Genomic DNA, 22508 nt, shown 5'->3' on the forward strand with positions numbered 1-22508 from the left:
CCGAAGGCGACGGATGAGGGGTGTTCCAGCGGAGTGAGGCGTTGGCGTTCCCTGGAACACCCCTCATCCGTCTCGGCGCTGCGCGCCGAGCCACCTCTTCCCAAAAGGGGAGAAGGGAAGGGTTGCCGCTATCAGGAGCGCGGCTTGGTCTTCTGCGGATCGTAATGCGCGAAGGCGACGACTCGCGCCGGCAGCCGCTTGGCGTGGCCGTCGAGCTTGCCGATCTCGACCTCGGTGCCGATGTCGGCGTGGGTGACGTCGAGCCTGGCCAGCGCGATATTCTTGCCGAGCACCGGCGAGCGCATGCCCGAGGTGACCACGCCGATCTGGGCGCGGCCGACATGGACGCAGTCGCCATGGCCGACCGCGACGTTGGCATCGATGTCGAGCCCGACGAGCTTGTGCTGCGGGTGCTCCTTGCGCCGGATCAGCGCGTCGCGACCGATGAAGTCGTCGGCCTTGGTCTTGAGCGGCACGGTGAAGCCGATGCCGGCCTCGAACGGATCGGTCTGGTCGGAGAATTCGTAACCGGCGAAGATCAGCCCGGCTTCGATGCGCACCATGTCGAGCGCCTGCAGGCCCATTGGCTTCAGCCCATGCGGCTGGCCGGCTTCCCAGACGGCGTCGAACACTTTTTCGGCGTCGCGCGGATGGCACCAGATCTCATAGCCGAGCTCGCCTGTATAGCCGGTGCGCGAGACCACGACCGGAACGCCGTTGCCGCCGCCGATGCGCGCGACCGCGAAGCGGAACCATTCGAGCTCGCCGATCGAGGGCTGCACCTGCGAGGTCCAGACGACTTCCTTCAAGATGTCGCGGCTCTTCGGTCCCTGCACGGCGATGTTGTGCATCTGGTCGGTGGAGGAGCGCACCAGCACGTTGAGGCCGAGCTTCTTGGCGGTCTCGCGCAGCCATTCGCCGGACAGATCGTCGCCGCCGACCCAGCGAAAATTGTCCTTGCCGAGTCTCAGCAGCGTGCCGTCGTCGATCATGCCGCCATGCTCGTAGCACATGGCGGTGTAGACCACCTGGCCGACGCCGAGCTTCTTGACGTCGCGGGTCAGCGTGTATTGCAGCAGCGCTTCGGCATCGGGTCCGGTGACCTCGAACTTGCGCAGCGGCGACAGGTCCATGATCACCGCGTCCCGCCGGCAGGCCCAGTATTCGGCGATGGCGCCTTCCTTGGCGAAGGAATTGGCGAGCCAATAGCCCCGGTATTCGACGAAGTCGCGCGTGTGCTTGGCAAAGCTCGAATGAAAGGCTGTCTCGCGGGTCATTTTCGGTTCCGAGTCGGGCTTCATGCGTCTGGCGATCGCTCGCGAGAATTTGTGCTGGCCGGAATAGCTGCGAACATGGATGTCGGTCAGGTCCCAGCCATTGGCGGGCGTGGTGTCGTCCGGGCAGGCCGAGGACACGCAGACGATGTCGGTGAGCGCCCTGAGCAGCACATAGTCGCCCGGGCGCGACCACGGCTCGTCCGACACCATCACGCCATGCGCGTCGATCGACGTATTGAAGAAGAAGTTGATTGCCATCCAGCCGGTGCGGGGCGTCACGCCCTTGTCGGCAAGCGCCTTGTTGAAATTCTCCGAGCAGTTGGTGTGGCCGGGATAGCCGATGTCGTCGTAATATTTCGCGGCGCAGGCGAGTGCGAAGGCATCGTGCCGGCCGCATGTGTCCTGCACCACCTCGACCAGCGGCTCCATGTCCTGGTCGTAATATTTCGAATGCAGGCCGGGCATCGGATAGGCCGAGCCCATCAGCGTGCGTGTCGTCGTCACGTCGAGCGGCAGGTCGCGGCCCTTGTCCAGCTTGCGCGCCGAAAAGCACTGGAAATCGGTGCACTGCCGCCCGTCGACATCGATGATCTGCAGATAGTCGCCGGCCTTGACGAAATAGGCTTCGGCGGTCGCCGAATGCACTCTGAGATCGAGCACCGGATCGGCGAGCGGATCGGCAAGCTGCCCTCTTGTCTTCAGCCGGACCGTGGCGCGGCGCACCAGAACGATCAGCGGCGTAGCCGTGTTGTGGCCGTCGACCAGCATCGGCCCGCCCGGAGCCGCGATCAGCAGCGCGCCGTCGCGCTGCACGGAAAAGCTCTGCTCTGTGCCGGCCGGCGTGGCGCCGCCGAACACGCGCACGGCCTTCGGCTGGTCGAGCTGCACTTTGCGGCGCTCGAGGCTGAGGCGCAGCGCCGCGAGGCTGTCGTCGCCTTCGGCAAGCAGCGCCTTGATGCCGGCCGCGCTGCTATTGGAGCGCTCGCCGAAAATACCGGGATCGGTGACGCCGGATTTGTCCCAGGCCAGCAACTCGCAGGGCTGTCCGCCTTCGACATTGGTCATGCTGACGCTGTCGCCGGCCTCGACGTCGATCAGCACCGCGCCATTGCCCTGCACAGTGTAGCGCTCGAGGCCCGGCGGCAGGCGGATCTCGCCGGGGCGCAGGATCAGGCTGGGTTTGGGCGGCCCGGACAGGACGGCGGGGTAGGGCGACTGGCTCATCTCAAACCCTCCTCCGAGCGAGAAACAAGTTTGCCTAGGGGTAAAATTATTTTCGCAGAGAGAATAGCAGGGTGAGGGCGTTTGGCAAGCAGGTGTCGGTGTCGTCATGGGCCCTGCCGTTCAGATAGGCCTTAATCAACCAGCTCAATCTCCGAACGCTGGCGCTGCCCCTCATCCGCCCTTCGGGCACCTTCTCCCCGTGAACGGGGCGAAGGACGCTGCCGCCTTCGATTTCGCCAATCACCAACGCTGCAGGTCGGAGTGCCGTCGTTGCGGCCAGCCCCTTCTCCCCGTCACGATACGGGGAGAAGATGCCGGCAGGCAGATGAGGGGCAGCGCCGAGTTTCGCCGGTTGGACGCTAAAGATCCTCGGAATGGCCGATGGTCGCGCCATACTCGGCAGCGGAGTCTAGAATGGTATGCCAGAGGCTCTCAGCAAAAGTCGCGAACACCAGGAGATTGAACACAGCCTGGCCATCGCGATCACCACCTCGCCACAGCGTAACGCTCGTATGATCCATCGACGTGGCTGCCGCCGTGCCGACCCCGAACACATCGGGATGCAGGTCGATCGACGACAGCTTGGCGAATATCGCGCGCGCCTTCTCTCCGGATATGCTGATCAGGGCCCGCGCGTGCGATTGGTCTGAAAGCGAAGCCGACCCGGCAAAGCCAGGGGTGAGTGATTCCATCGTGTGCTTGCCGCCTTTCGACAGCACGAAGAATTGATCCGGTCCGGACCAGATCAGCGTCGCATCTGATGCGCTGACAGCCTTCGGCGTTTCCGGCGCGCCAACACCGAAGCGCGCCTTCGCAGCCGCGATCATCTCACCGGCCTGACCACGCCGCGCCATCACCTGCACGAGGTCGAAATTGCGGATCTCGGTCAGCGACACGCCGACGTCGCCTTGCGCGCCATAACGGCCGGCGACCAGCGCGCGGTCGAGCGGGCTGCGGACGTCCCAGGAAAAATCAGCCACGCTGGCGCCCTCCATCCGGATCGTAGAAGACGGAATTGCAGAGTTCGACATCATAGTCCTCGCCGCGCAGCGGATCGTGCGCGCGCACGATCTCGCCGATGCGCTCGCGGCCGCGCTCAACGAGACCGAGCCCGATCCACTGGTCGAGCACCGGCGAGAAGCAGACCGAGGTGACATAGCCCTGATCGTTGCCGGGGCCGGGCGTCTCGCCCTTCGGAATGATATGCGCGCCGGAGCGCAGGCGGCGCGCCTTGTCTGTCGGCTTGATGCCGACGACCACCTGTCGGTCCGGCGCGACCAGCGCCTCGCGGCCGGCCATGACGCGGCCGATGAAATCCTTCTTGGTCGACATCATCTTGCCGAGGCCGAGATCGCCGGCAGTGGTGGTGCCGTTGAGTTCCGGTCCGGCGACATGCCCCTTCTCGATGCGCATCACGCCGAGCGCTTCGGTACCGTAAGGCGTCACGCCGAATGGCTTTCCCGCAATCATCAGATTGCGCGCCATGGCCTCGCCGTAACGCGCCGGCACCGAGATCTCGAACGCCATCTCGCCGGAGAAGGAGATGCGGAACAGTCTCGCCTTCAGGCCGCCGCGCAGCTTGACCTCGCGCGCGCCCATGAACGGAAAGCCTTCGTTCGACAGATCCTCGGCCGGATCGACGATCTCCTTCAAGAGGTCGCGGGTCTTCGGCCCGGCGATGGAGAACTGCGCCCACTGATCCGAAACGGAAGTCAGCTGCACATCAAGCTCAGGGAACAGCACCTGGCGGCAGAATTCCAGATGCTGCATCACCAGCCCGGCCTTCGCCGTGGTGGTGGTGAGGAAATAGTGGTCCTCGGCCAGCCGCGAGGTCGTGCCGTCGTCATAGACGATGCCGTCCTCGCGCAGCATCAACCCGTAGCGCGCCTTGCCGACGGCGAGGCTGGAGAAGGCGTTGATGTAGACGCGGTCGAGGAAGGCGCCGGCGTCGGGCCCGTGCACGTCGATCTTGCCGAGCGTCGAGACATCGCAGAAGCCGACGCCACTGCGCACTGCCTTGACCTCGCGGGTCACCGATTCCAGCCAGTCCTTCTCGCCCGCGCGGGGGTACCACTGCGCCCGCTTCCAAAGACCGGTGTCGACAAACACCGCGCCCTGTTCGGCCGCCCACTGATGCGAGGGCGTCAGCCGTGTCGCATGGAAATTCTCGTCGCGGTGATGGCCGGCGAAGGCGCCGATGGCGACCGGCACATAGGGCGGCCGGTAGATCGTAGTGCCCGTCTCCGGGATCGACTTGCCGGTGACTGCGGCCATGATGGCCAGGCCGGCGACATTCGAGGTCTTGCCCTGGTCGGTCGCCATGCCGAGCGTCGTGTAGCGCTTCAGATGCTCGACCGATTCGAAACCCTCGCGCTGCGCCAGCTCAACATCGGAAGCAGTGACGTCGTGCTGCTGGTCGACGAAGGCCTTGCCTTTGCCGGCGACATGCCAGAGCGGCGTCAGCGAGAAAGCCTCGTCGTCGGCGACAGGCATGGAGCCGATGTTGCCGCTGCGCCCGGCATCGCGTGCTGCGACAGCACCGGCCTCAAACCCTTCGCGCAGGCAGGCGCCAAGCCCGAAGGCGCCGTTGGCCGCGCCCGCGGCGATCATGCCGGGCGGTGCGCCGTCCGGCACGAAGGCGGCGATGTCGTCGCGCCATTTCGGCCGGCCGCGATGGTAGGAGGTGAGGCCAACCGCCGGGTTCCAGCCGCCGGAGACGGCGAGCCCGTCGGCCTCGGCCTCGGCGCGCGCGCCACCGGTCAGCGCGACGGAAATCTTGCGCACGCCATTCTTGCCGCCGTCGACGCCGCTGACGGAGCCATGCAGCACCGGGAAGCCGGCCTTGCTGGCCAGCGAGCGATGCGCCGGCGAAACGTCCGGCCGCGCATCGATTACGGCCGCCACCTGCAGCCCTGCCGCGATCGCCGTTTCGGCCGTGCGCCAGCCATCCTCGTTGTTGGTGAAGAGCGCGATGCGTCTGGCCGGCGCAGCGGCGTAGCGGTTGATATAGCTGCGCATGGCCGATGCCATCATCACGCCCGGCGTGTCGTTGCCGGCAAAGACGATCGGACGTTCGATCGAACCGGCGGCAACCACGCAGCGCTTGGCGACGATGCGCCACAGCCGCTGCCGGACCTGGTGTTCCGGCGGCACCGGCAGGTGGTCGTTGACGCGCTCGATTGCGCCATAGGTGCCGCCGTCATAGACGCCGAACAAAGTCGTGCGCGTCATGATGCGCACATCCGGCATCGCTTCGAGTTCGGCAACCGTGCGTGCAACCCATTCGGCCGCCGGCAATCCGTCGATCGTGCCGCCATCGGCCAGCAGGCGACCGCCGAGGACGAAATCCTCCTCGCACAGAATGACGCGCGCGCCGCTACGGCCAGCGGCAAGGGCAGCCGCCAGACCGGTCGGTCCGGAGCCTGCGATCACCACGTCGCAATGCGCCCAGGCCTTGTCGTAATGGTCGGGATCGGAAACGCCCGCCGCGCGGCCGAGGCCGGCGGCGCGGCGGATCGCCGGTTCGTAGATCGTTTCCCAGAATTTTGCCGGCCACATGAAGGTCTTGTAGTAGAAGCCGGCGACGAAGATCGGCGCGAACAGCTGGTTGACCGACATCACGTCGAAATTGAGCGACGGCCAGCGGTTCTGGCTGGCGGCTTCGAGACCCTCATAAAGTTCGGCAGTGGTGGCTTTGGTATTGGCCTCGCGCCGTGCGCCTGTGCGCAATTCGACCAGCGCGTTCGGCTCTTCTGAACCGGCGGTGAGGATGCCGCGCGGCCGATGGTATTTGAACGAGCGGCCGACCAGCTTGACGCCGTTGGCGACCAGCGCGGAGGCCAGCGTGTCGCCCTGGAAGCCGAGCAGGGTCTTGCCGTCGAAGCGGAAGCTCAGCGACGTTGAGCGATCGATGACACCGCCGTTCGCCAGCCGGTGTGTTTGCGCGCCGGCGACCATCACGCACCAACCTTGGCGGCGCCGACGCCCGCCGCCGGCTCGACGGCCGAAATCTCATGCGTCAGCGTGTTGCGGGTGACCTTCAGCCAGGCCCGGCAGCCGCCGCCGTGGTACCAGTGCTCGCTCATCACGCCGGCGATGTTGTCGCGCAGATAGACGTAATCGTAGACGGCGTCCTCGCCGGCATCGGCCGCGGGGCGCTGCGGCTTGGCATCGCCAAGATAGGTGAACTCGCCGAGTTCGCGTTCGCCGCAGTAGGGACAGATTATGCGCATGGCTGGGTCTTCAATGGAGGTTCGGTTGGGCGCCCTGGCCCTTCTCGTCGATCATGGCGCCGCGCTGGAAGCGGTCGAGGCGGAAAAGCGCGGCTTCCTTGTGCGACTGATCGCGGGCGATGAGATGGGCAAAAACGAAGCCCGAGCCCGGCGTCGCCTTGAAGCCGCCATAGCACCAGCCGGCATTGATGTAGAGGCCGTCGACCGGGCTCTTGTCGATGATCGGCGAGCCGTCCATCGACATGTCCATGATGCCGCCCCACTGACGCAGAAGCCGCACGCGGCCGATCATCGGGATCAGCGCCATGCCACCTTCGCAGACATCTTCCATCACCGGCAGATTGCCGCGCTGGGCGTAGGAATTATAGCCGTCGATGTCGCCGCCGAAGACCAGCCCGCCCTTGTCGGACTGGCTGACGTAGAAATGCCCGGCGCCGAAGGTCATGACGCCGGGAATGAGCGGTTTGATCGCTTCGGAGACGAAGGCCTGCAGCACATGGCTTTCGATCGGCAGGCGAAGCCCCGCCATCGCCGCGACGCGCGAGGAGGAGCCGGCCACGGCCATGCCGACCTTGCCGGCGCCGATCCTGCCGCGCGAGGTCTCGACCCCGGTCACCTTGCCGTTGGCGTCGCGCGTGAAGCCGGTGACCTCACAATTCTGGATGATATCGACGCCGAGCGCGCTCGCCGCATGCGCATAGCCCCAGACCACGGCGTCGTGCCGCGCCGTGCCGCCGCGCCGCTGCAGGAGCCCGCCCTGAACGGGAAAGCGCGCATTGTCGAAGTTGAGGAACGGCAGCATTTTGCGCAGCGCCGCCTGGTCGAGCAGCTCGGCATCGATGCCGTTGATGCGCATCGTGTTGCCGCGCCGGGCGAAGGCGTCGCGCTGCGCGTCGGAGTGATAGAGGTTGAGCACGCCACGCTGGCTGACCATCGCGTTGTAGTTGAGATCGTGCTCCATCGTCTCCCACAGCTTCATCGACAATTCGTAGAAGCCGGTGTTGCCGGGCAGGCCGTAATTGGAGCGGATAATGGTGGTGTTGCGGCCGGCATTGCCGGAGCCGATCCAGCCTTTTTCGACCACCGCGACGTTGCGGATGCCGAACTCGCTGGCGAGGAACCAGGCGGTGGCGAGCCCGTGACCGCCGCCGCCGATGATCACCACATCGTAGCGATCCTTGGGTGCTGCGTCGCGCCAGGTCGGCTGCCAGGTCTTGTGGCCGGAGAGGGCGGCGCGGGCGAGCGAGAAGATCGAATATTTCATTGCGTCATTCCGAGGCCGCTCACCCGCAACGCTGGACGTCAGATGTCCAGCGTGTGGTCGCGCTCCCACTGCGTGAAGTGCGAAGCATAGGAATTCCATTCCTGCTGCTTCAGCTTTAGATATGCCGACGAAAATTCTTCACCCAGCGCCGCCTTGAGCGATTTGTCGTTGTCGAATTCGCGCAGCGCGTCGAGCAGGTTGAGCGGCAGTTTCGGCGCATCCGTCACGGTATGGCCGAACTGGTACATGTCGATGTCGTAGCGCTTGCCGGGGTCGGCCTTGGAGCGGATGCCGTCGAGACCGGCCGCGATGATCACCGCCTGCAGAAGATAGGGGTTGGCGGCGCCATCGGGCAGACGCAGCTCGAAGCGTCCGGGTCCCGGCACGCGCACCATGTGGGTGCGGTTGTTGCCGGTCCAGGTGACGGTATTCGGCGCCCAGGTCGCGCCCGAAATGGTGCGCGGCGCGTTGATGCGCTTGTAGGAATTGACCGTCGGATTGGTGATCGCGGCAAGCGCCGAGGCATGCTTCATGATGCCGCCGAGGAAGTTCCTGCCCTTGGCGGAGAGACCGAGCTCTTCCGAATTGTCGGCAAAGACATTGGTCTTGCCGGTCTCGTCCCACACCGAGATATGGGCATGGCAGCCATTGCCGGTCAGGCCCTGGAAAGGCTTGGGCATGAACGTCGCGCGCAGGCCATGCTTCTCCGCGATCGACTTGACCATGAACTTGAAGAAGGAGTGCTTGTCGGCGGTCGCCAGCGCGTGATCGAAGGTCCAGTTCATCTCGAACTGGCCGTTGGCGTCCTCGTGGTCGTTCTGGTACGGACCCCAGCCCAGCGCCAGCATGTGGTCGCAGATCTCGGCGATGACGTCGTAGCGGCGCATCACCGCCTGCTGGTCGTAGCAGGGTTTCGAGGCTGTGTCGTATTCGTCGGAGATCGCCTTGCCATCGGGCGAGATCAGGAAGAACTCGGCCTCGACGCCGGTCTTGACATGCATGCCGTCGCGGGCGGCTTCATCGATCACCCGCTTCAGCGTGTTGCGCGGCGCCTGGTCGACGAGCTTGTCGTCCATCACGCAGGTGGCCGCCACCCAGGCGACCTCGGGCTTCCAGGGCAATTGGATGACCGAATCCGGATCCGGCACCGCCAGCATGTCCGGATGCGCCGGCGTGAGATCGAGCCAGGTCGCGAAGCCGGCAAAGCCCGCCCCATCTTTCTGCATGTCGGCGATCGCCTGCGCCGGCACCAGCTTGGCGCGTTGCCCGCTGAACAGGTCGGTGTAGGAGATCATGAAATATTTGACGCCGTTTTCCTTGGCGAATGCGGCGAGATCGTTCCCCATTGTAGTTCCTCGCTTATGTGATCCTGGAAGTTGTCTTAGAAGCCGTTCTTCCCCGGTATCCAGTTGGTGCCGGCCAAAGGCACGCCGGCCATGGCGGCGGCTTCGATCGAGAGCGCGACGAGATCCTCGGGCTCGAGATTGTGCAGGCTGTTCTTGCCGCAGGCACGCGCAATCGTCTGCGCTTCCAGCGTCATCACCTTGAGATAATTCGCAAGGCGCCGCCCGGCCGCGATCGGGTCGACCCGCTTCATCAATTCAGGGTCCTGCGTGGTGATGCCGGCCGGGTCGCGGCCCTCGTGCCAGTCGTCATATGCGCCGGCCGTGGTGCCCAGCGCATTGTACTCCGCTTCCCAGCGCGGATCGTTGTCGCCGAGCGCGACCAGAGCGGCCGTGCCGATCGACACCGCGTCGACGCCGAGCGCCAGCGCCTTGGCGACGTCGGCGCCGTTGCGGATGCCGCCGGAGACGATGAGCTGCACCTTGCGGTGCATGCCGAGGTCCTGCAGCGCCTGCACCGCCGGCCTGATGCAGGCAAGCGTCGGCTGGCCGACATTCTCGATGAACACCTCCTGGGTAGCGGCCGTGCCGCCCTGCATACCGTCGACCACAACGACGTCGGCGCCGGCCTTCACCGCGAGCGCGGTGTCATAATAGGGGCGGGCGCCGCCGACCTTGACGTAGATCGGCTTTTCCCAGTCGGTGATCTCGCGCAGCTCGAGGATCTTGATTTCGAGATCGTCGGGTCCTGTCCAGTCGGGGTGGCGCGAGGCCGAGCGCTGGTCGATGCCCTTGGGCAGCGTGCGCATCTCGGCGACGCGGTCGGAGATCTTCTGTCCGAGCAGCATGCCGCCGCCGCCGGGCTTGGCGCCCTGGCCGACCACCACTTCGATGGCGTCGGCGCGGCGCAGGTCACGCGGGTTCATGCCGTAGCGCGACGGCAGATACTGGTAGACCAGCGTCTTCGAATGGCCGCGCTCTTCCTCGGTCATGCCGCCGTCGCCGGTGGTGGTCGAGGTGCCGGAAAGCGTGGCGCCGCGCCCCAGGGCTTCCTTGGCAGGACCGGACAATGAGCCAAAGCTCATGCCGGCGATGGTGATTGGGATCTTCAGCTCGATCGGCTTTTTGGCATGGCGCGAGCCCAGCACCACCGAGGTGTCGCAGCGCTCGCGATAGCCCTCGAGCGGATAGCGCGAGATCGAGGCGCCGAGGAAAAGGAGGTCGTCGAAATGCGGCAGCTTGCGCTTGGCGCCGGCGCCGCGGATGTCATAGATGCCGGTCGCGGCCGCGCGGCGGATTTCGGAAAGCGTGTAGTCGTCGAAGGTCGCTGATTTGCGCGGCGTCGTCGGCGGGTTGCGGTAGGTCATCTTGCCTCAATACGCGTCGGCGTTATCGATGTTGAAATTGTAGAGTTTGCGGGCCGAGCCGTAGCGCTTGAACTCCGACGCCTTGACGCCGGTGACGCCGGCCTTGTCGAGCAGGCCCTGCACCAACTCCAAATGCTCCGCCCGCATCTCCTTGGCGATGCAGTCGGCGCCGAGGCTTTCGACCTTGCCGCGCACGAAGAGCCGCGCCTCGTAGATGGAATCGCCCAGCGCATCGCCGGCGTCGCCGAGAACCACGAGGTTGCCGGACTGCGCCATGAAGGCCGACATGTGGCCGATATTGCCGTGCACGACGATGTCGATGCCCTTCATCGAGATGCCGCAGCGCGACGAAGCATTGCCCTCGATGACCAGCAGCCCGCCGCGGCCGGTGGCGCCGGCATATTGGCTGGCGTCGCCCTTGATGACGATCGAGCCCGACATCATGTTCTCGCCGACGCCAGGACCGGCCGAGCCATGCACGGTGATCGTGGCGCCGTCATTCATGCCGGCGCAGTAGTAGCCGACGCTGCCGCGCACATCGATGGTGACCGGCTGGTCGACGCCGACGGCAACGGAATGGCTGCCCTTCGGGTGGAGCACTTCCCAGGCGGTTTCGTTCGAGCCGGGCGTGAGCTTGTGCAGCGCCTGGTTCAACTCGCGCAGCGAATGCTGCGAGAGGTCGAACACCCTCGCATGGCCCTGATCGCGCTCGGCTTTCGACATTGTGTTTGCCGGCATCGGCTCAATGCTCCCAGAAGTAAACGGTTGCAGGCTCCGGCTCCCAGACCCGCGCATTGTCGATGCCGGGCAGCTTGGTGAGCGCGCGATATTCGGAGCCGAAGGCGACATACTGGTCGGTCTCGGCCATCACGGCCGGTTTGCAGGCGATCGGGTCGCGCACCACGCCGAAGCCGTTCTTGGTGCCGACGACGAAGGTGAAGAAGCCGTCGAGGTCCGAAAGCGTGCCTTCCAGCGCCTCGCCCAGATTCTTGCCATGCGCCATGCGGTTGGAGAGATAGGCGGCGGCCACTTCGGTGTCGTTCTCGGTCTCGAACTTCATGCCGTCGCGCACCAGCTCGCGGCGCACATTGTTGTGGTTGGAGAGCGAGCCATTGTGTACGAGGCACTGGTCGGCGCCGGTCGAGAACGGGTGCGCGCCCATCGTCGTCACCGCCGATTCGGTCGCCATGCGGGTGTGGCCGATGCCGTGTGTGCCGGTCATCGAGCGCACGTCGAAGCGGTCGACGACGGCTTCCGGCAGGCCGACTTCCTTGTAGATCTCCACCGCTTCGCCGGCGCCCATGATGCGGATGTCGGGTCTGAGCGTCTGCAGCGCTTCGCGCGCGACGTCGACCCTGTCCGGTGTGGTCCGGATGACGGCGTGGGTGGACTTGACCGCGACGCTCACAGGTGCGCCGATCGCCTTGGCGAGTTCGGCGTCGAGGCCGCGGAAATCGCGGTCGGGCCTCGGCGACTGCACCGTGATCTTGGCCTCATTGCCCGTTGCGGCGCCATAGATGGCGATGCCGGCGCTGTCCGGGCCGCGGTCGCTGAGCGACACCAGCATCTCCGACAGCATCGCGCCGAGCTTCGGCTCCAGCGTCTTGTCCTTCAAAAAAAGTCCAACGATTCCGCACATGTCAGCCTCCGATGTTTCTGGCTCTCAAATGATGTACCGAATGACTTTGCTTAATTCAATGGTATGAAAGAAATTTTCCTGAGGTTATATGTTCGATGGCGCATCGCCCTCGGCATTGTCGCCGTCCGGACGCGCCTTGTGAACCCAGATCGCATGGCGGATGCGCGCGATCCGGTAGGCGTCGAGGACCGACAGCGCATAGATCAGGAAGCCGCCGGCATGGCGGCCGATGAAGCTGGCGTCGGCCGGCGCCAGCTTGGTCGTCACCCAGCCAAGGATCACCATGAAGAACAGGAACTGCAGGCCGCGCACCGGCAGGCCGAGCATGACATGGCCGCTTGCCGGAAAAACGATCGCCGCGCCGAGCACGAGATACGGATTGGCTGGCGAGGAGGAAGCGGGTCCGTCGGTCATGCCGCCTGCCTTTCGCGCCGATTGATGGCTGCGCGCAGGCCCGACGCCGCCTCGAGCAATCGTTCGATCACAGCGGGATCGATCCCGGCGTCGCCGAACGCGGCCTGCCGGAATACGCCGTAGCGGGCACGCTCGGCCTCGGCCAACAGCCAGACGATGCGCACGCCCTTCGGCGTGATCAGCAATTCCTTGGCGCGATTTTCGGCGAAAATGTCGGTATGCGCGGCGATCAGATCCTGCGGGAAGGCGACGCCCTTGCGGTCCGTGCGCAGCACCGCGTCGGCGGGAAACCCGAGCACCTTCGGAAGCATATGCGGCAGATGATCGAAATTGGAGAATGTCGTTGCCGAATTTGGCCGCATCATCATGTCGAAAATGCCCGGCACCGCGACCGGTTCGGTGATCGAAACGCTAAGCCAGCGCGTCGGCAGCTTTCGCGTCGCCAGCGTGTCGACGATGGTGCGTACTTGGACTCGCTGACCGTTCCAGGTACCGGCCCAGGTGACGACGCCGGCCGTGCCGTCGGAAATGTCGGCGGCATCCGCAACGACGCTGCGAACATTTGCCATATCGGCGGCCAAGGCTACCTTCGCCCTGTTGCGGCTGGCGCGGCCTAGCCAGGCAATATGGGCGACGACCACCAATGCGATCGCCCCGGTAAGCAGTACTGACGCCAGTTCCGACATCTCGACACGCTACGGCCCGCCGTCAAAGGCGGGCCTTCACTCCACTCAATAACCCTGCGGCTTCGGCCATGGCATGGAGAACTGGTCGCCGCGCCGCACGAACTTGTAGCGGTAGAAGTGGAACCAGAGCGAAATCAGGAAATAGAAGACGGTCATCGCGATCAGCTGCGAGCCGAAGCCGAGGAAGATAGCGAAAAACGTCACCATGCACAGGCAGAAGAGCACGATCGCCGGCAGCGGATGGAAGGGGTGCGTGTAGCCGCGGCGTATCGTGCCCAGTGGCCACTTCTTGCGGAACATCATGATGTTGATGCTCATAAAGGTGTATTGCAGCACGCCCGACAGGATCGAGAAGGTGATCGCCTGGTTGAGGTCGGCGATGAAGGCGAAGGCCAGCGCGATCGGCAGCAGGAACAGGATCGAGCGATAGGGCGTGCGATATTTCGGATGCACCGCCGAGAACCAGCTTGGCAAATAGCGGTCGCGGCCGAGCGAGAACCAGGCGCGCGCAGCGTCGTTGATGCAGCCATTGGCCGAGGCGAGCGCCGACAGCAACGTCGCGATGAACAGGAGATTTTCCAAGAGCGGGCTGCCGCTAAGCTTGCCGGCGTCCCACAGCGGATAATAAGTGATGCCGAGATACTCCCACGGCATCATCGAGGCGCAAACATACCAGGTCATGGCGGCGGCGATCAGAAGCGTGATCATGCCGGCCATCGTGCCGTAGGGCAGGGAGCGCGCCGGCGAGCGCACTTCCTCGGCGGCCTGCGTGGTGCCTTCGATGCCGAGATAGTACCAGATGCCGAACTGGAAGGCGGCGATCACGCCGATCCAGCCATAAGGCAGTGCGTTGCCGGGGGTGACCAGCTCGTTGAGCTTGAGCACCGCGCCTTGCGTCCACGGGCTGACGGAAAAGAACAGGATGACGATCGAGACATAGGCGATGGCGGTGATGACGAAGTTGACGTTCAGCGTCATCAGCACGCCGCGATAGTTGAGCCAGGCGAGCACCACGATGGTGGCGGCGATGAAGGAATTATGCGTCAACCCTTCGACGCCGGCTTTGGCGACGATGGTGTCGCCGAGCAGGATCGCGTCGGACACTTCGAGCATGGTGTAGGCAAACACCAGGAACAGCGCGACGTTGAAGGCCATCAGCGGCCCGACGATGTGCTTGGCCTGCGCATACTGGCCGCCTGCGGCGGCGACGGTGGACGTCACCTCCGAATCGATCATGGCGACAGAGGTATAGAGCAGTCCGACGATCCAGCAGACGATCAGCGCGGCGAGCGCGCCGCCCTTGTCGGCGGAGAAGTTCCAGCCGGTGAACTCACCGACCAGCACGATGCCGACGCCGAGCGCCCAGACATGGGCCGGGCCAAGCACTCGAAGCAACGAGACCCTGTCGCCATGGATCGTCGTCGTTTGCGCCGTATCAACAGCAGCCGTCATTGCTCAGTCCCCACTCAGATCCGGTGCTTTTCGGAAACGGCCTCAAGCTCGCCTTCGCGCGAGGAGGTCAGCATGTCCTCGGAATAGGTCGTGTCGACCTTGAACCAGTCGTAGAGCATCCACACCGCAAGCACGGCCGAGATGCCCCAGCAAATATAAGAAAGTCCCATCCACATGATGTTTTCCCCGGACTCTTTGTCGTCGTCGAAGATCTATTTGTCGTCGAACTTCTCGTTGATGACCTCGCGATATTCCTTGTCGGAGGCCCGGAACAGGAAGACGAAATAGGCGATCAGCACGATCGCCATGATGATCAGCGTCGGCCAGTCGATGATGTAGTGGAAGTGGTTCTGGATGACGTCGTGTGCCGTCTCCGGAGTGTAGCCGAGCTTCTCCCAGATCGAGGCCATGGTCGCATTCTGGCCGAGCGCGTCCCAGGTCTTGGCGTCGAGCGGGTCGATCGACTTCGCGGCCCCGGCAAGACCGAGCTTCAGCGGCAGCCAGAGCGCCACGAAAATTGCGACCACCACGACCGCGATGTCGAAGATCTGTCCAGCCTTGCTCTGCTGCGGCGGGGTATAGCGGGCCATGATTTCTCCCCTCAGGATTAACGGTTGCGGGCCGCGTCGGCGTTCTTGATGTCGAGCCCGTAGATGAAGTCCTTGTCTTCCTTGTAGTGGTTGAGCATGGCCAGGATCGCGGCGGTATTGAAGATCAGCACCGCGGCGGCCGCTGTTGCCACCACGAGCTTGATCCCGCTGTCGGGGATGTAGGGCCATGTCATAAGGAGGACGAAGAGGATCGTTACCCACAGGCATACGATCAGGAGCACGGATCCACGCACGTCGGAACGGTACAGCGCTTCGACGCGCTGCTGCAGGTCGGACATCGGTTTTTCCCCTTCTGGCGACGTCCGGCCCTGAAATCGACCGGGCGCCCACTCTTTCTAGAGAGTGAAATTTTTTTCATAAATTCCGACCGATTCCCGGAATTGTCAAGCCGCATTTACGCGTCGTAAACCGTTTGTTCCCAGTCAAGAAATTTGCCTGACAATGAAATTATTTGCTTCAAGGGGATTGCAGCGCCTCGCCGTTTGCGGTCAATATTCACCCAAGCTCCGCCACCAAGCAGGAGCAGGGAACAGCAACCGCTTAAAGCGACCTAAATCGCACGGAGGACGATCGGATGACGGCATCCTGGAGATTCTCGACCCTGGCGGATCGCCATCGCGCGCTCGGCTCGAAACTCGAGGACTGGAGCGGCATGGGCACCGCCTGGACCTACGACAAGGACGCCGATGAGGAATATATCGCGATCCGCACCAAGGCCGGGCTGATGGATGTCTCCGGCCTGAAGAAGGTCCATATCACCGGGCCGCATGCCTCGCACCTCATCGATCTCGCCACCACGCGCGACGTCGAAAAGATCTATCCCGGCAAGTCGGCCTATGCCTGCATGCTGAACGACGCGGGCAAGTTCACCGACGACTGCATCCTCTATCGCATAAGCCCCAACTCCTGGATGGTCGTGCACGGCTCCGGCACCGGCCATGAGGAACTGCAGCGCGCTGCCATGGGGCGTGACGTGTCGCTGCGCTTCGACGACAATCTGCATGATCTGTCGCTGCAGGGGCCGACCGCGGTCGACTATCTCGCCAAGCATGTGCCCGGCATCCGCGACCTCAACTACTTTCACCACATGCACACGCAGCTCTTCGGCTTCCCGGTGATGATCTCGCGCACCGGCTACACCGGCGAGCGCGGCTACGAGATCTTCTGCCGCGGCCAGGATGCCGGCACGATCTGGGACCGCATCCTGGACGAGGGCAAGAGCGCCGGCATCATCCCGTGCCGCTTCACCACGCTCGACATGCTGCGCGTCGAGAGCTACCTGCTCTTCTACCCTTACGACAATTCCCAGAAATATCCGTTCGAGAACGAAGGCCCTGGCGACACGCTGTGGGAGCTCGGCCTCGACTTCACCGTCAGCCCCGGCAAGACCGGCTTCCGCGGCGCCGAGGAGCATTACCGTCTGAAGGGCAAGGAGCGCTTCAAGATCTATGGCGTGCTGCTCGACGGCAAGGAGCCGGCCGACGAGGGTGCGCCGGTCTACCGCGACGGCAAGAAGGTCGGCGTGGTCACCTGCGCCATGTATTCTCCATTGGTCGAGAAATCGATGGGCATCGCCCGTCTCGACGTCGACTGCGCGGTCAAGGACACCAAGCTCGAGATCCGCAACAGGAGCGGTTCGATCAAGGCGACGGCGCAGCCGCTGCCGTTCGACGATCCGAAGAAGACCAAGCGCACCGCCAAGGGTTGAGGCATCATCAGCGGGGAGGGGGTTGTAAGGCACCAGAGCATGATCCCGAAAGTGGGAACCGGTTTTCGGAAAAGATCAAGCTCCAACTGATCAAAGAGAGAATGGCAGCCAAGACGATCATCAGCCGGCCCATTTACGGAACGCTGTCTCCGCAGCCGGGCAAGCACCACCTCTTCATCGCCGATGCCGAAGGCGCGCTGGCGATCACCGACATGGCCGGCAAGGCGCCGCCCGGCTTTTTCGACGGTGCCGAGATCGTCTTCATTCCAGGCCGGGAGGGTAAGCACATCGCTGCCCTGGAAGCCCTGAAGCCCGCGCAGCTCCACCTGCCGCCGTCCTTTGCCAGCCTCGTGCCGCGCCTGCGGCAAACGCTGACCAACGCCCATATGGGTCTGCGGATTTATCTCGCCGGCACCGAGGGCCTGATCGGTCAGGCGATGCAGGTGGCGCTCGAAGCCGGCATCGACCACACCTCGATGCAGACAGAGCATCGCGGCTCACTCGCCCGGCGCATGCAATGCGTGCACTGCAAGGGCATCACCGAGAATGTGACGACGCAGCCGGCGCTCTGCTCGCATTGCGGCCTGCTGCTTCTGGTGCGCGATCACTATTCGCGGCGCCTCGCCGCCTTCCAGGGCGTGTGCATCAACGCCGAGGATCGCTCGGAGAACCCTCCGATGGAGGAGGCTTTCCCATGAGCACAGGCACCACCAAGCTCGACGTCGTCGTCAGCGACGTCGTTCCCGTCAACGACCTGGTCACGCGCTTTCACTTCCGCCGCCGCGACGGCGAGCTGTTGCCGACCTTTTCCGGCGGCGCCCATGTCGTGGTCGAGATGCGCGACGGCGACCGCACCAGACTCAATCCCTATTCGCTGATGGGCTCGCCGCTCGACACGCGCGAATACACGATCTCGGTGCGGCGCGACGATGTCGGTCGCGGCGGCTCGCTGTTCATGCACCGGCAGGTCAAGCCCGGCCTGGAGATGGTGATCAGCTATCCGGTCAATCTTTTCTCGCTCGATCTGAGAGCCAAGAAGCACCTGATGCTGGCCGGCGGCATCGGCATCACGCCGTTCATGGCGCAGACCTCGCAGCTGGCGGGCGCCGGCGGCAATTTCGAATTGCACTACACCTGCCGCACGGCCTCGCTCGGCACCTATGCCGATGTGCTCCAGCAACGCTACGGCAATCGGGTCAAGCTCTATCACGACGACCGCGACGAGCGCATCGATCTCGATCGGCTGCTGTCCTCGCAGCCGCTCGGCACGCATCTCTATGTCTGCGGCCCGGCCGGCATGATCAACTGGGTGCGCGACCGCGCCGCGGCGCTCGGCTGGCCTTCGGAAACCGTGCATTTCGAGCATTTCGCGGCGCCCCAGCCCGGCGCGCCCTTCGACGTGACCTTGGCCGTCAGCGGCAAGACGATCGGCGTCGGCTCCCAGCAGAGCCTGCTCGAAGCGATCGAAGCCGCCGGCGTCGACCCGCCTTATCTCTGCCGCGGCGGCGTCTGCGGCCAATGCGAGACCAATGTGATCTCCTACGACGGCAAGTTCATCCACAGCGATCACTGGCTGAGCGAGGAAGACCACCGTTCCGGCTGCAAAATCATGCCTTGCGTCTCGCGCTTCGAGGGCAAGTCGCTGGTCCTGGAAAGATAGGAGGCGTCAATGGGCATCACCTTTCGCAAGGAAACATTTCGCGACGACTACACCTTCAGGAACAGCCCCGACCACATCCGGCGCTTTCCGTTCCCGTTCAACGAAGACAGCTACATGTATGCGGTCAACATCGAGCCGCATGTCGTCGGGCCGAAGGGCAGCGTGCTGGAAAACCTGATCGATGTCGACGAGCACTATGTCGCCGAGATGCAGGACCGCGCCTTGGTGCTGGCCGAGGATCCGCTGCGCTGCCAATCCCTGCCGCACATGACGCTGGCCGGTTGGGACCTGCTCGAGCTTCTGATGGAGCAGCAGGCGCTCGGCTATCCCGAGCATTTCACGCTGGAGCGAAATGGCGACCGCTGGCGCTGGATCAACCGGCCGCTCGGCATCAACGACACCTTCACCTTCGGCGACACCTCGACGCTCCCCTACGGCCCGATGGAATACATCACCCGCCAGAGCCAGGGCGATTTCTGCATCCTCGACCAGCGCGACGGCAATCTGTGGATGGATGCCGGCATGGTCACCACCCAGGCCGACTGGTCGCTCGATTTCGACATCGGCATGAACTTCTTTGAGTGGCACGCGCCGGTGCCGCTGGCGCACGAGAAGGGCATCTTCACGCGTGCGCTGAAGTTTCTCACCAACATCCAGCAGGGCAAGCCGGCACGGCGCCTCAACTGGACGATGACCATCAATCCGCGGCTCGACACCAGCCCCGAGAATTATCACAAATGGGGTCCGGACCGCGCGACCGTCACGCCCGAGAATGTCGGCGACAAGGTGCATCTGCGCGTCGAGCTGCAGAGCTTCTGGCGGCTGCCGCGCTCCAACGGCATCGTCTTCCCGATCCGCTGCTACCTGATCAAGATGGACGAGCTGGTCACGCAGCCGAAATGGGCGCGCCGCCTGCACCGCGTCATCCGCGACCTCCCGGAAGAGCTCGCAACTTACAAAGGCCTGACGCGCTACCGGCCGACGCTGGTCGAGTGGCTGTCGAAGCTGGATGACGGCAGCCCGACGTCACCGGGGTTTGGGCCGGATTAGACGGACTCCCCCTCATCCGGCCGCTTCGCGGCCACCTTCTCCCCGAGGGGAGAAGAGATCGGCGCCGGCGCCAACCGTCACCTCTCCCCTCGGGGAGAGGTCGGATTGCCCCGAATTGCTCTTTGCAATTCGGCCTTGGCAATCCGGGTGAGAGGGCTGCTGCGGTCCGACTAACCGGCGCTGTTCTGCGGATAGCAAATGATCGACAGATACCGCATCGGCAGCTGCGTCAGCTCTTCCGGGCCGTGCGGCGCGTCGGCGTCGAAGAACAGGCTGTCGCCGGGCTTCATCGGATAGAGGTTGTTGCCGTGCCGGTAAACTACCTCGCCTTCGAGCATGTACAGGAACTCCATGCCCGCATGCTGGAAGGTCGGGAACACGTCCGAATTCTCGGTCAGCGTGATGAGATAGGGCTCGACGACGACGCCGCTGGTGTTGGCGCCGATGTGGCCGAGCAGATTGTACTGATGGCCGGCGCGCGTGCCGCGCCGCTCGACATCGACGCCTTCGCCGGCCTTGACGAAGACGGCGCTGTGCTCTTCCTCGAAGCGGCGGAAGAAGGCGGTGACGGGAACGCCCAGCGCCCGCGACAGCGCCTGCAGCGTCGTCAGCGACGGTGAGGTGATGCCGTTTTCGATTTTCGACAGCATGCCGAGCGAAATGTCGGTGGCCGCGGCGAGATCGGCGACGGTGATGCCGAGCTTCTTGCGGAAGGCGCGGACCTCGTGGCCGATCGCCACTTCCAGCACCTTCTCGCGCGTGTCGCGGATGGCGTGCGGGTTCTGCGTCAGCGGCGTGCGGATCGTGCGCCCGTTGGGGCCAATGCCCTTCGGCGATGGCTTGGTCTTGACCGCCACGGGGCTCCGACCGGGTTTGGGATCGGAAGTCTTTTTCGTCATATCGTCTCCCGTGAGAATCTGCTGATTATTTCACTCTAGGTGAACATATTCGTTGCGGATGCAGGAGCGCAACGGGTGCGCCAAGCCCTTGTGGCGGATTAGTTCCGTTTTCTGCGACACTTGGTCCCCCGAGCTTCGCAGAAAGTTACCTCGGCGCCACGCTGTTTCGGCGCAAGGCCAGTTGACAGCACCGAAGGGCCAATTACTGTTACTCTCAGTGAAATTTGTTTCGCTGGGGAAATCAAAAAGGAGGCCCGCAATGAAATCTCGTGTCGCCGTCATCGGAGCCGGACCGTCGGGCCTGGCCCAGTTGAGGGCCTTCAAGTCGGCCGCCGACAAGGGCGCCGAGATCCCGGAAATCGTGTGCTTCGAGAAACAGAGCGACTGGGGCGGGCTGTGGAACTACACCTGGCGCACCGGTCTCGACGAGCATGGCGATCCGGTGCACGGCTCCATGTACCGCTATCTGTGGTCGAACGGCCCGAAGGAATGCCTCGAATTCGCCGACTACACCTTTGAGGAGCATTTTGGCCGGCCGATCGCTTCCTATCCGCCGCGCGCCGTGCTGTGGGATTACATCAAGGGCCGTGTCGAGAAATCCGGGGTGCGCAAATGGGTGCGCTTCAACGCGCCCGTGCGCATGGTCACCTACTCCGACGAGTCCGGGAAGTTCACCGTCACCGCGCATGACCGCACCAACGACGTCACCTACTCGGAAGAGTTCGACAATGTCGTCGTCGCCTCCGGCCATTTCTCCGTGCCGAACGTGCCGTATTTCGAGGGCTTTTCCACCTTCAACGGCCGCATCCTGCACAGCCACGACTTCCGCGATGCCATGGAATTCAAGGGCAAGGACATCCTGATCATCGGCCGCTCCTATTCGGCCGAGGACATCGGTTCGCAATGCTACAAATACGGCGCCAAATCGATCACCTCCAGCTACCGTTCCAAGCCGATGGGCTTCAAATGGCCGGAGAACTGGAAGGAAGTGCCGCTGCTGCAGAAAGTCGTCGGCAAGACGGCGCATTTCAAGGACGGCACCACCAAGGATGTCGACGCGATCATCCTGTGCACCGGCTACCTGCACTCCTTCCCCTTCCTGACCGATGACTTGAAGCTCAAGACCGCCAATCGCATGTGGCCGCTCGATCTCTATGAGGGCGTCGTCTGGGAGAAGAATCCGAAACTGTTCTACATCGGCATGCAGGACCAGTTCTACACCTTCAACATGTTTGACGCGCAGGCCTGGTATGCCCGCGATGTCATCATGGGCCGCATCAAGCTGCCGTCGGCAGAGGCGATGGCCGAGCACAGCGCGAAGTGGCGCGCCCGCGAGGAGACGCTGGAAGACGCCGAGCAGATGATCTGGTTCCAGGGCGACTACACCAAGGAACTTATGGACCAGACCGACTATCCCGGCTTCGACGTCGAGGCGGTCAACCACACCTTCATGGAGTGGGAGCACCACAAGATGGAAAACATCATGACATTCCGCGACAACGCCTACCGTTCGCTGATGACCGGCACCATGGCGCCGGTCCACCATACGCCCTGGCTGCAGGCGCTGGACGATTCGATGGAGAGCTATCTCGAGGTGAAGGGCGTGGCGGCCGAGTAGGACGGCGCGTCTCCGCTCACATTCGTTAAACCGGCAAGATGGGGTGTCTCACGGACACTCCATC

The 22508-nt window shown here is 64.0% G+C and carries 21 protein-coding genes; 5 read left to right on the forward strand and 16 right to left on the reverse strand.

What is annotated here, in order from left to right:
• Nucleotides 1-131: 131 nt before the first annotated feature.
• The 15 genes from EN869_RS31455 to EN869_RS31530 form a co-directional block, all read right to left on the reverse strand.
• Nucleotides 132-2501: an aminomethyltransferase family protein gene (locus EN869_RS31455; RefSeq protein WP_127230475.1), complete on the reverse strand. Its 2370-nt coding sequence runs from the start codon at nt 2499-2501 to the stop codon at nt 132-134.
• A gap of 359 nt (nt 2502-2860) precedes the next feature.
• Nucleotides 2861-3496 carry a sarcosine oxidase subunit gamma family protein gene (locus EN869_RS31465; protein WP_245512389.1) on the reverse strand — a complete coding sequence of 212 codons (636 nt, stop codon included), beginning with the start codon at nt 3494-3496 and terminating at the stop codon, nt 2861-2863.
• Complete coding sequence (locus tag EN869_RS31470; protein WP_127230510.1) at nt 3474-6458, reverse strand: sarcosine oxidase subunit alpha; 2985 nt, start codon at nt 6456-6458, stop codon at nt 3474-3476. Before EN869_RS31470 ends, EN869_RS31465 begins: the two co-directional genes overlap by 23 nt.
• Entirely contained in the window at nt 6458-6733 is a 276-nt protein-coding gene (locus EN869_RS31475) for a sarcosine oxidase subunit delta (RefSeq protein WP_127230476.1), read from the reverse strand. The genes EN869_RS31470 and EN869_RS31475 overlap by 1 nt, the downstream gene beginning before the upstream one ends.
• 10 nt (nt 6734-6743) lie before the next feature.
• On the reverse strand, nt 6744-7997 hold the full coding sequence (locus EN869_RS31480; protein ID WP_127230477.1) for a sarcosine oxidase subunit beta family protein: 1254 nt from the start codon (nt 7995-7997) through the stop codon (nt 6744-6746).
• A gap of 38 nt (nt 7998-8035) precedes the next feature.
• The gene (gene glnT / locus EN869_RS31485; RefSeq protein WP_095818845.1) at nt 8036-9343 is read right to left on the reverse strand and encodes a type III glutamate--ammonia ligase; all 1308 of its coding nucleotides are present in this window, start codon (nt 9341-9343) and stop codon (nt 8036-8038) included.
• A gap of 35 nt (nt 9344-9378) precedes the next feature.
• Nucleotides 9379-10707 carry an FMN-binding glutamate synthase family protein gene (locus tag EN869_RS31490; RefSeq protein WP_040998055.1) on the reverse strand — a complete coding sequence of 443 codons (1329 nt, stop codon included), beginning with the start codon at nt 10705-10707 and terminating at the stop codon, nt 9379-9381.
• A 6-nt stretch (nt 10708-10713) separates the two neighbouring features.
• Nucleotides 10714-11445, reverse strand: coding sequence for a GXGXG domain-containing protein (locus EN869_RS31495; protein ID WP_167498743.1), 732 nt, complete (start codon nt 11443-11445; stop codon nt 10714-10716).
• A gap of 4 nt (nt 11446-11449) precedes the next feature.
• Nucleotides 11450-12346: a glutamine amidotransferase family protein gene (locus EN869_RS31500; RefSeq protein ID WP_127230478.1), complete on the reverse strand. Its 897-nt coding sequence runs from the start codon at nt 12344-12346 to the stop codon at nt 11450-11452.
• Between the two features lie 84 nt (nt 12347-12430).
• Nucleotides 12431-12760: a hypothetical protein gene (locus tag EN869_RS31505; protein WP_127230479.1), complete on the reverse strand. Its 330-nt coding sequence runs from the start codon at nt 12758-12760 to the stop codon at nt 12431-12433.
• Nucleotides 12757-13446, reverse strand: a complete 690-nt coding sequence (locus EN869_RS31510) for a hypothetical protein (RefSeq protein ID WP_127230480.1) — start codon at nt 13444-13446, stop codon at nt 12757-12759. The genes EN869_RS31505 and EN869_RS31510 overlap by 4 nt, the downstream gene beginning before the upstream one ends.
• Before the next feature lie 45 nt (nt 13447-13491).
• Nucleotides 13492-14898 (reverse strand): amino acid permease, encoded by a 1407-nt coding sequence (locus EN869_RS31515; protein WP_127230481.1) that lies wholly within the window; start codon nt 14896-14898, stop codon nt 13492-13494.
• A gap of 14 nt (nt 14899-14912) precedes the next feature.
• Nucleotides 14913-15074, reverse strand: coding sequence for a hypothetical protein (locus tag EN869_RS31520; protein WP_127230482.1), 162 nt, complete (start codon nt 15072-15074; stop codon nt 14913-14915).
• Between the two features lie 36 nt (nt 15075-15110).
• The gene (locus EN869_RS31525; RefSeq protein ID WP_095818837.1) at nt 15111-15488 is read right to left on the reverse strand and encodes a hypothetical protein; all 378 of its coding nucleotides are present in this window, start codon (nt 15486-15488) and stop codon (nt 15111-15113) included.
• A 17-nt stretch (nt 15489-15505) separates the two neighbouring features.
• Nucleotides 15506-15787, reverse strand: coding sequence for a hypothetical protein (locus EN869_RS31530; protein WP_127230483.1), 282 nt, complete (start codon nt 15785-15787; stop codon nt 15506-15508).
• A 296-nt stretch (nt 15788-16083) separates the two neighbouring features.
• On the opposite strand from EN869_RS31530, the gene EN869_RS31535 reads away from it, so the two are divergent.
• The 4 genes from EN869_RS31535 (at nt 16084) to EN869_RS34665 (ending at nt 19927) form a co-directional block, all read left to right on the forward strand.
• Nucleotides 16084-17217, forward strand: a complete 1134-nt coding sequence (locus EN869_RS31535) for an aminomethyltransferase family protein (protein WP_127230484.1) — start codon at nt 16084-16086, stop codon at nt 17215-17217.
• Between the two features lie 101 nt (nt 17218-17318).
• Complete coding sequence (locus EN869_RS31540; protein WP_127230485.1) at nt 17319-17915, forward strand: dimethylamine monooxygenase subunit DmmA family protein; 597 nt, start codon at nt 17319-17321, stop codon at nt 17913-17915.
• Nucleotides 17912-18877 carry a PDR/VanB family oxidoreductase gene (locus tag EN869_RS31545; protein ID WP_127230486.1) on the forward strand — a complete coding sequence of 322 codons (966 nt, stop codon included), beginning with the start codon at nt 17912-17914 and terminating at the stop codon, nt 18875-18877. Before EN869_RS31540 ends, EN869_RS31545 begins: the two co-directional genes overlap by 4 nt.
• A gap of 9 nt (nt 18878-18886) precedes the next feature.
• The gene (locus tag EN869_RS34665) at nt 18887-19927 is read left to right on the forward strand and encodes a DUF3445 domain-containing protein (protein ID WP_135857426.1); all 1041 of its coding nucleotides are present in this window, start codon (nt 18887-18889) and stop codon (nt 19925-19927) included.
• Between the two features lie 170 nt (nt 19928-20097).
• Here EN869_RS34665 and EN869_RS31560 read toward each other — a convergent pair whose 3' ends face one another.
• The gene (locus EN869_RS31560) at nt 20098-20826 is read right to left on the reverse strand and encodes a helix-turn-helix domain-containing protein (RefSeq protein WP_042645892.1); all 729 of its coding nucleotides are present in this window, start codon (nt 20824-20826) and stop codon (nt 20098-20100) included.
• A 259-nt stretch (nt 20827-21085) separates the two neighbouring features.
• Here EN869_RS31560 and EN869_RS31565 point away from each other — a divergent pair, with 259 nt between their 5' ends.
• Nucleotides 21086-22444 (forward strand): NAD(P)/FAD-dependent oxidoreductase, encoded by a 1359-nt coding sequence (locus EN869_RS31565; protein WP_127230489.1) that lies wholly within the window; start codon nt 21086-21088, stop codon nt 22442-22444.
• Nucleotides 22445-22508 lie beyond the last annotated feature (64 nt).

This window comes from Mesorhizobium sp. M2D.F.Ca.ET.226.01.1.1 (assembly GCF_004022705.2).
GTDB lineage: Bacteria > Pseudomonadota > Alphaproteobacteria > Rhizobiales > Rhizobiaceae > Mesorhizobium.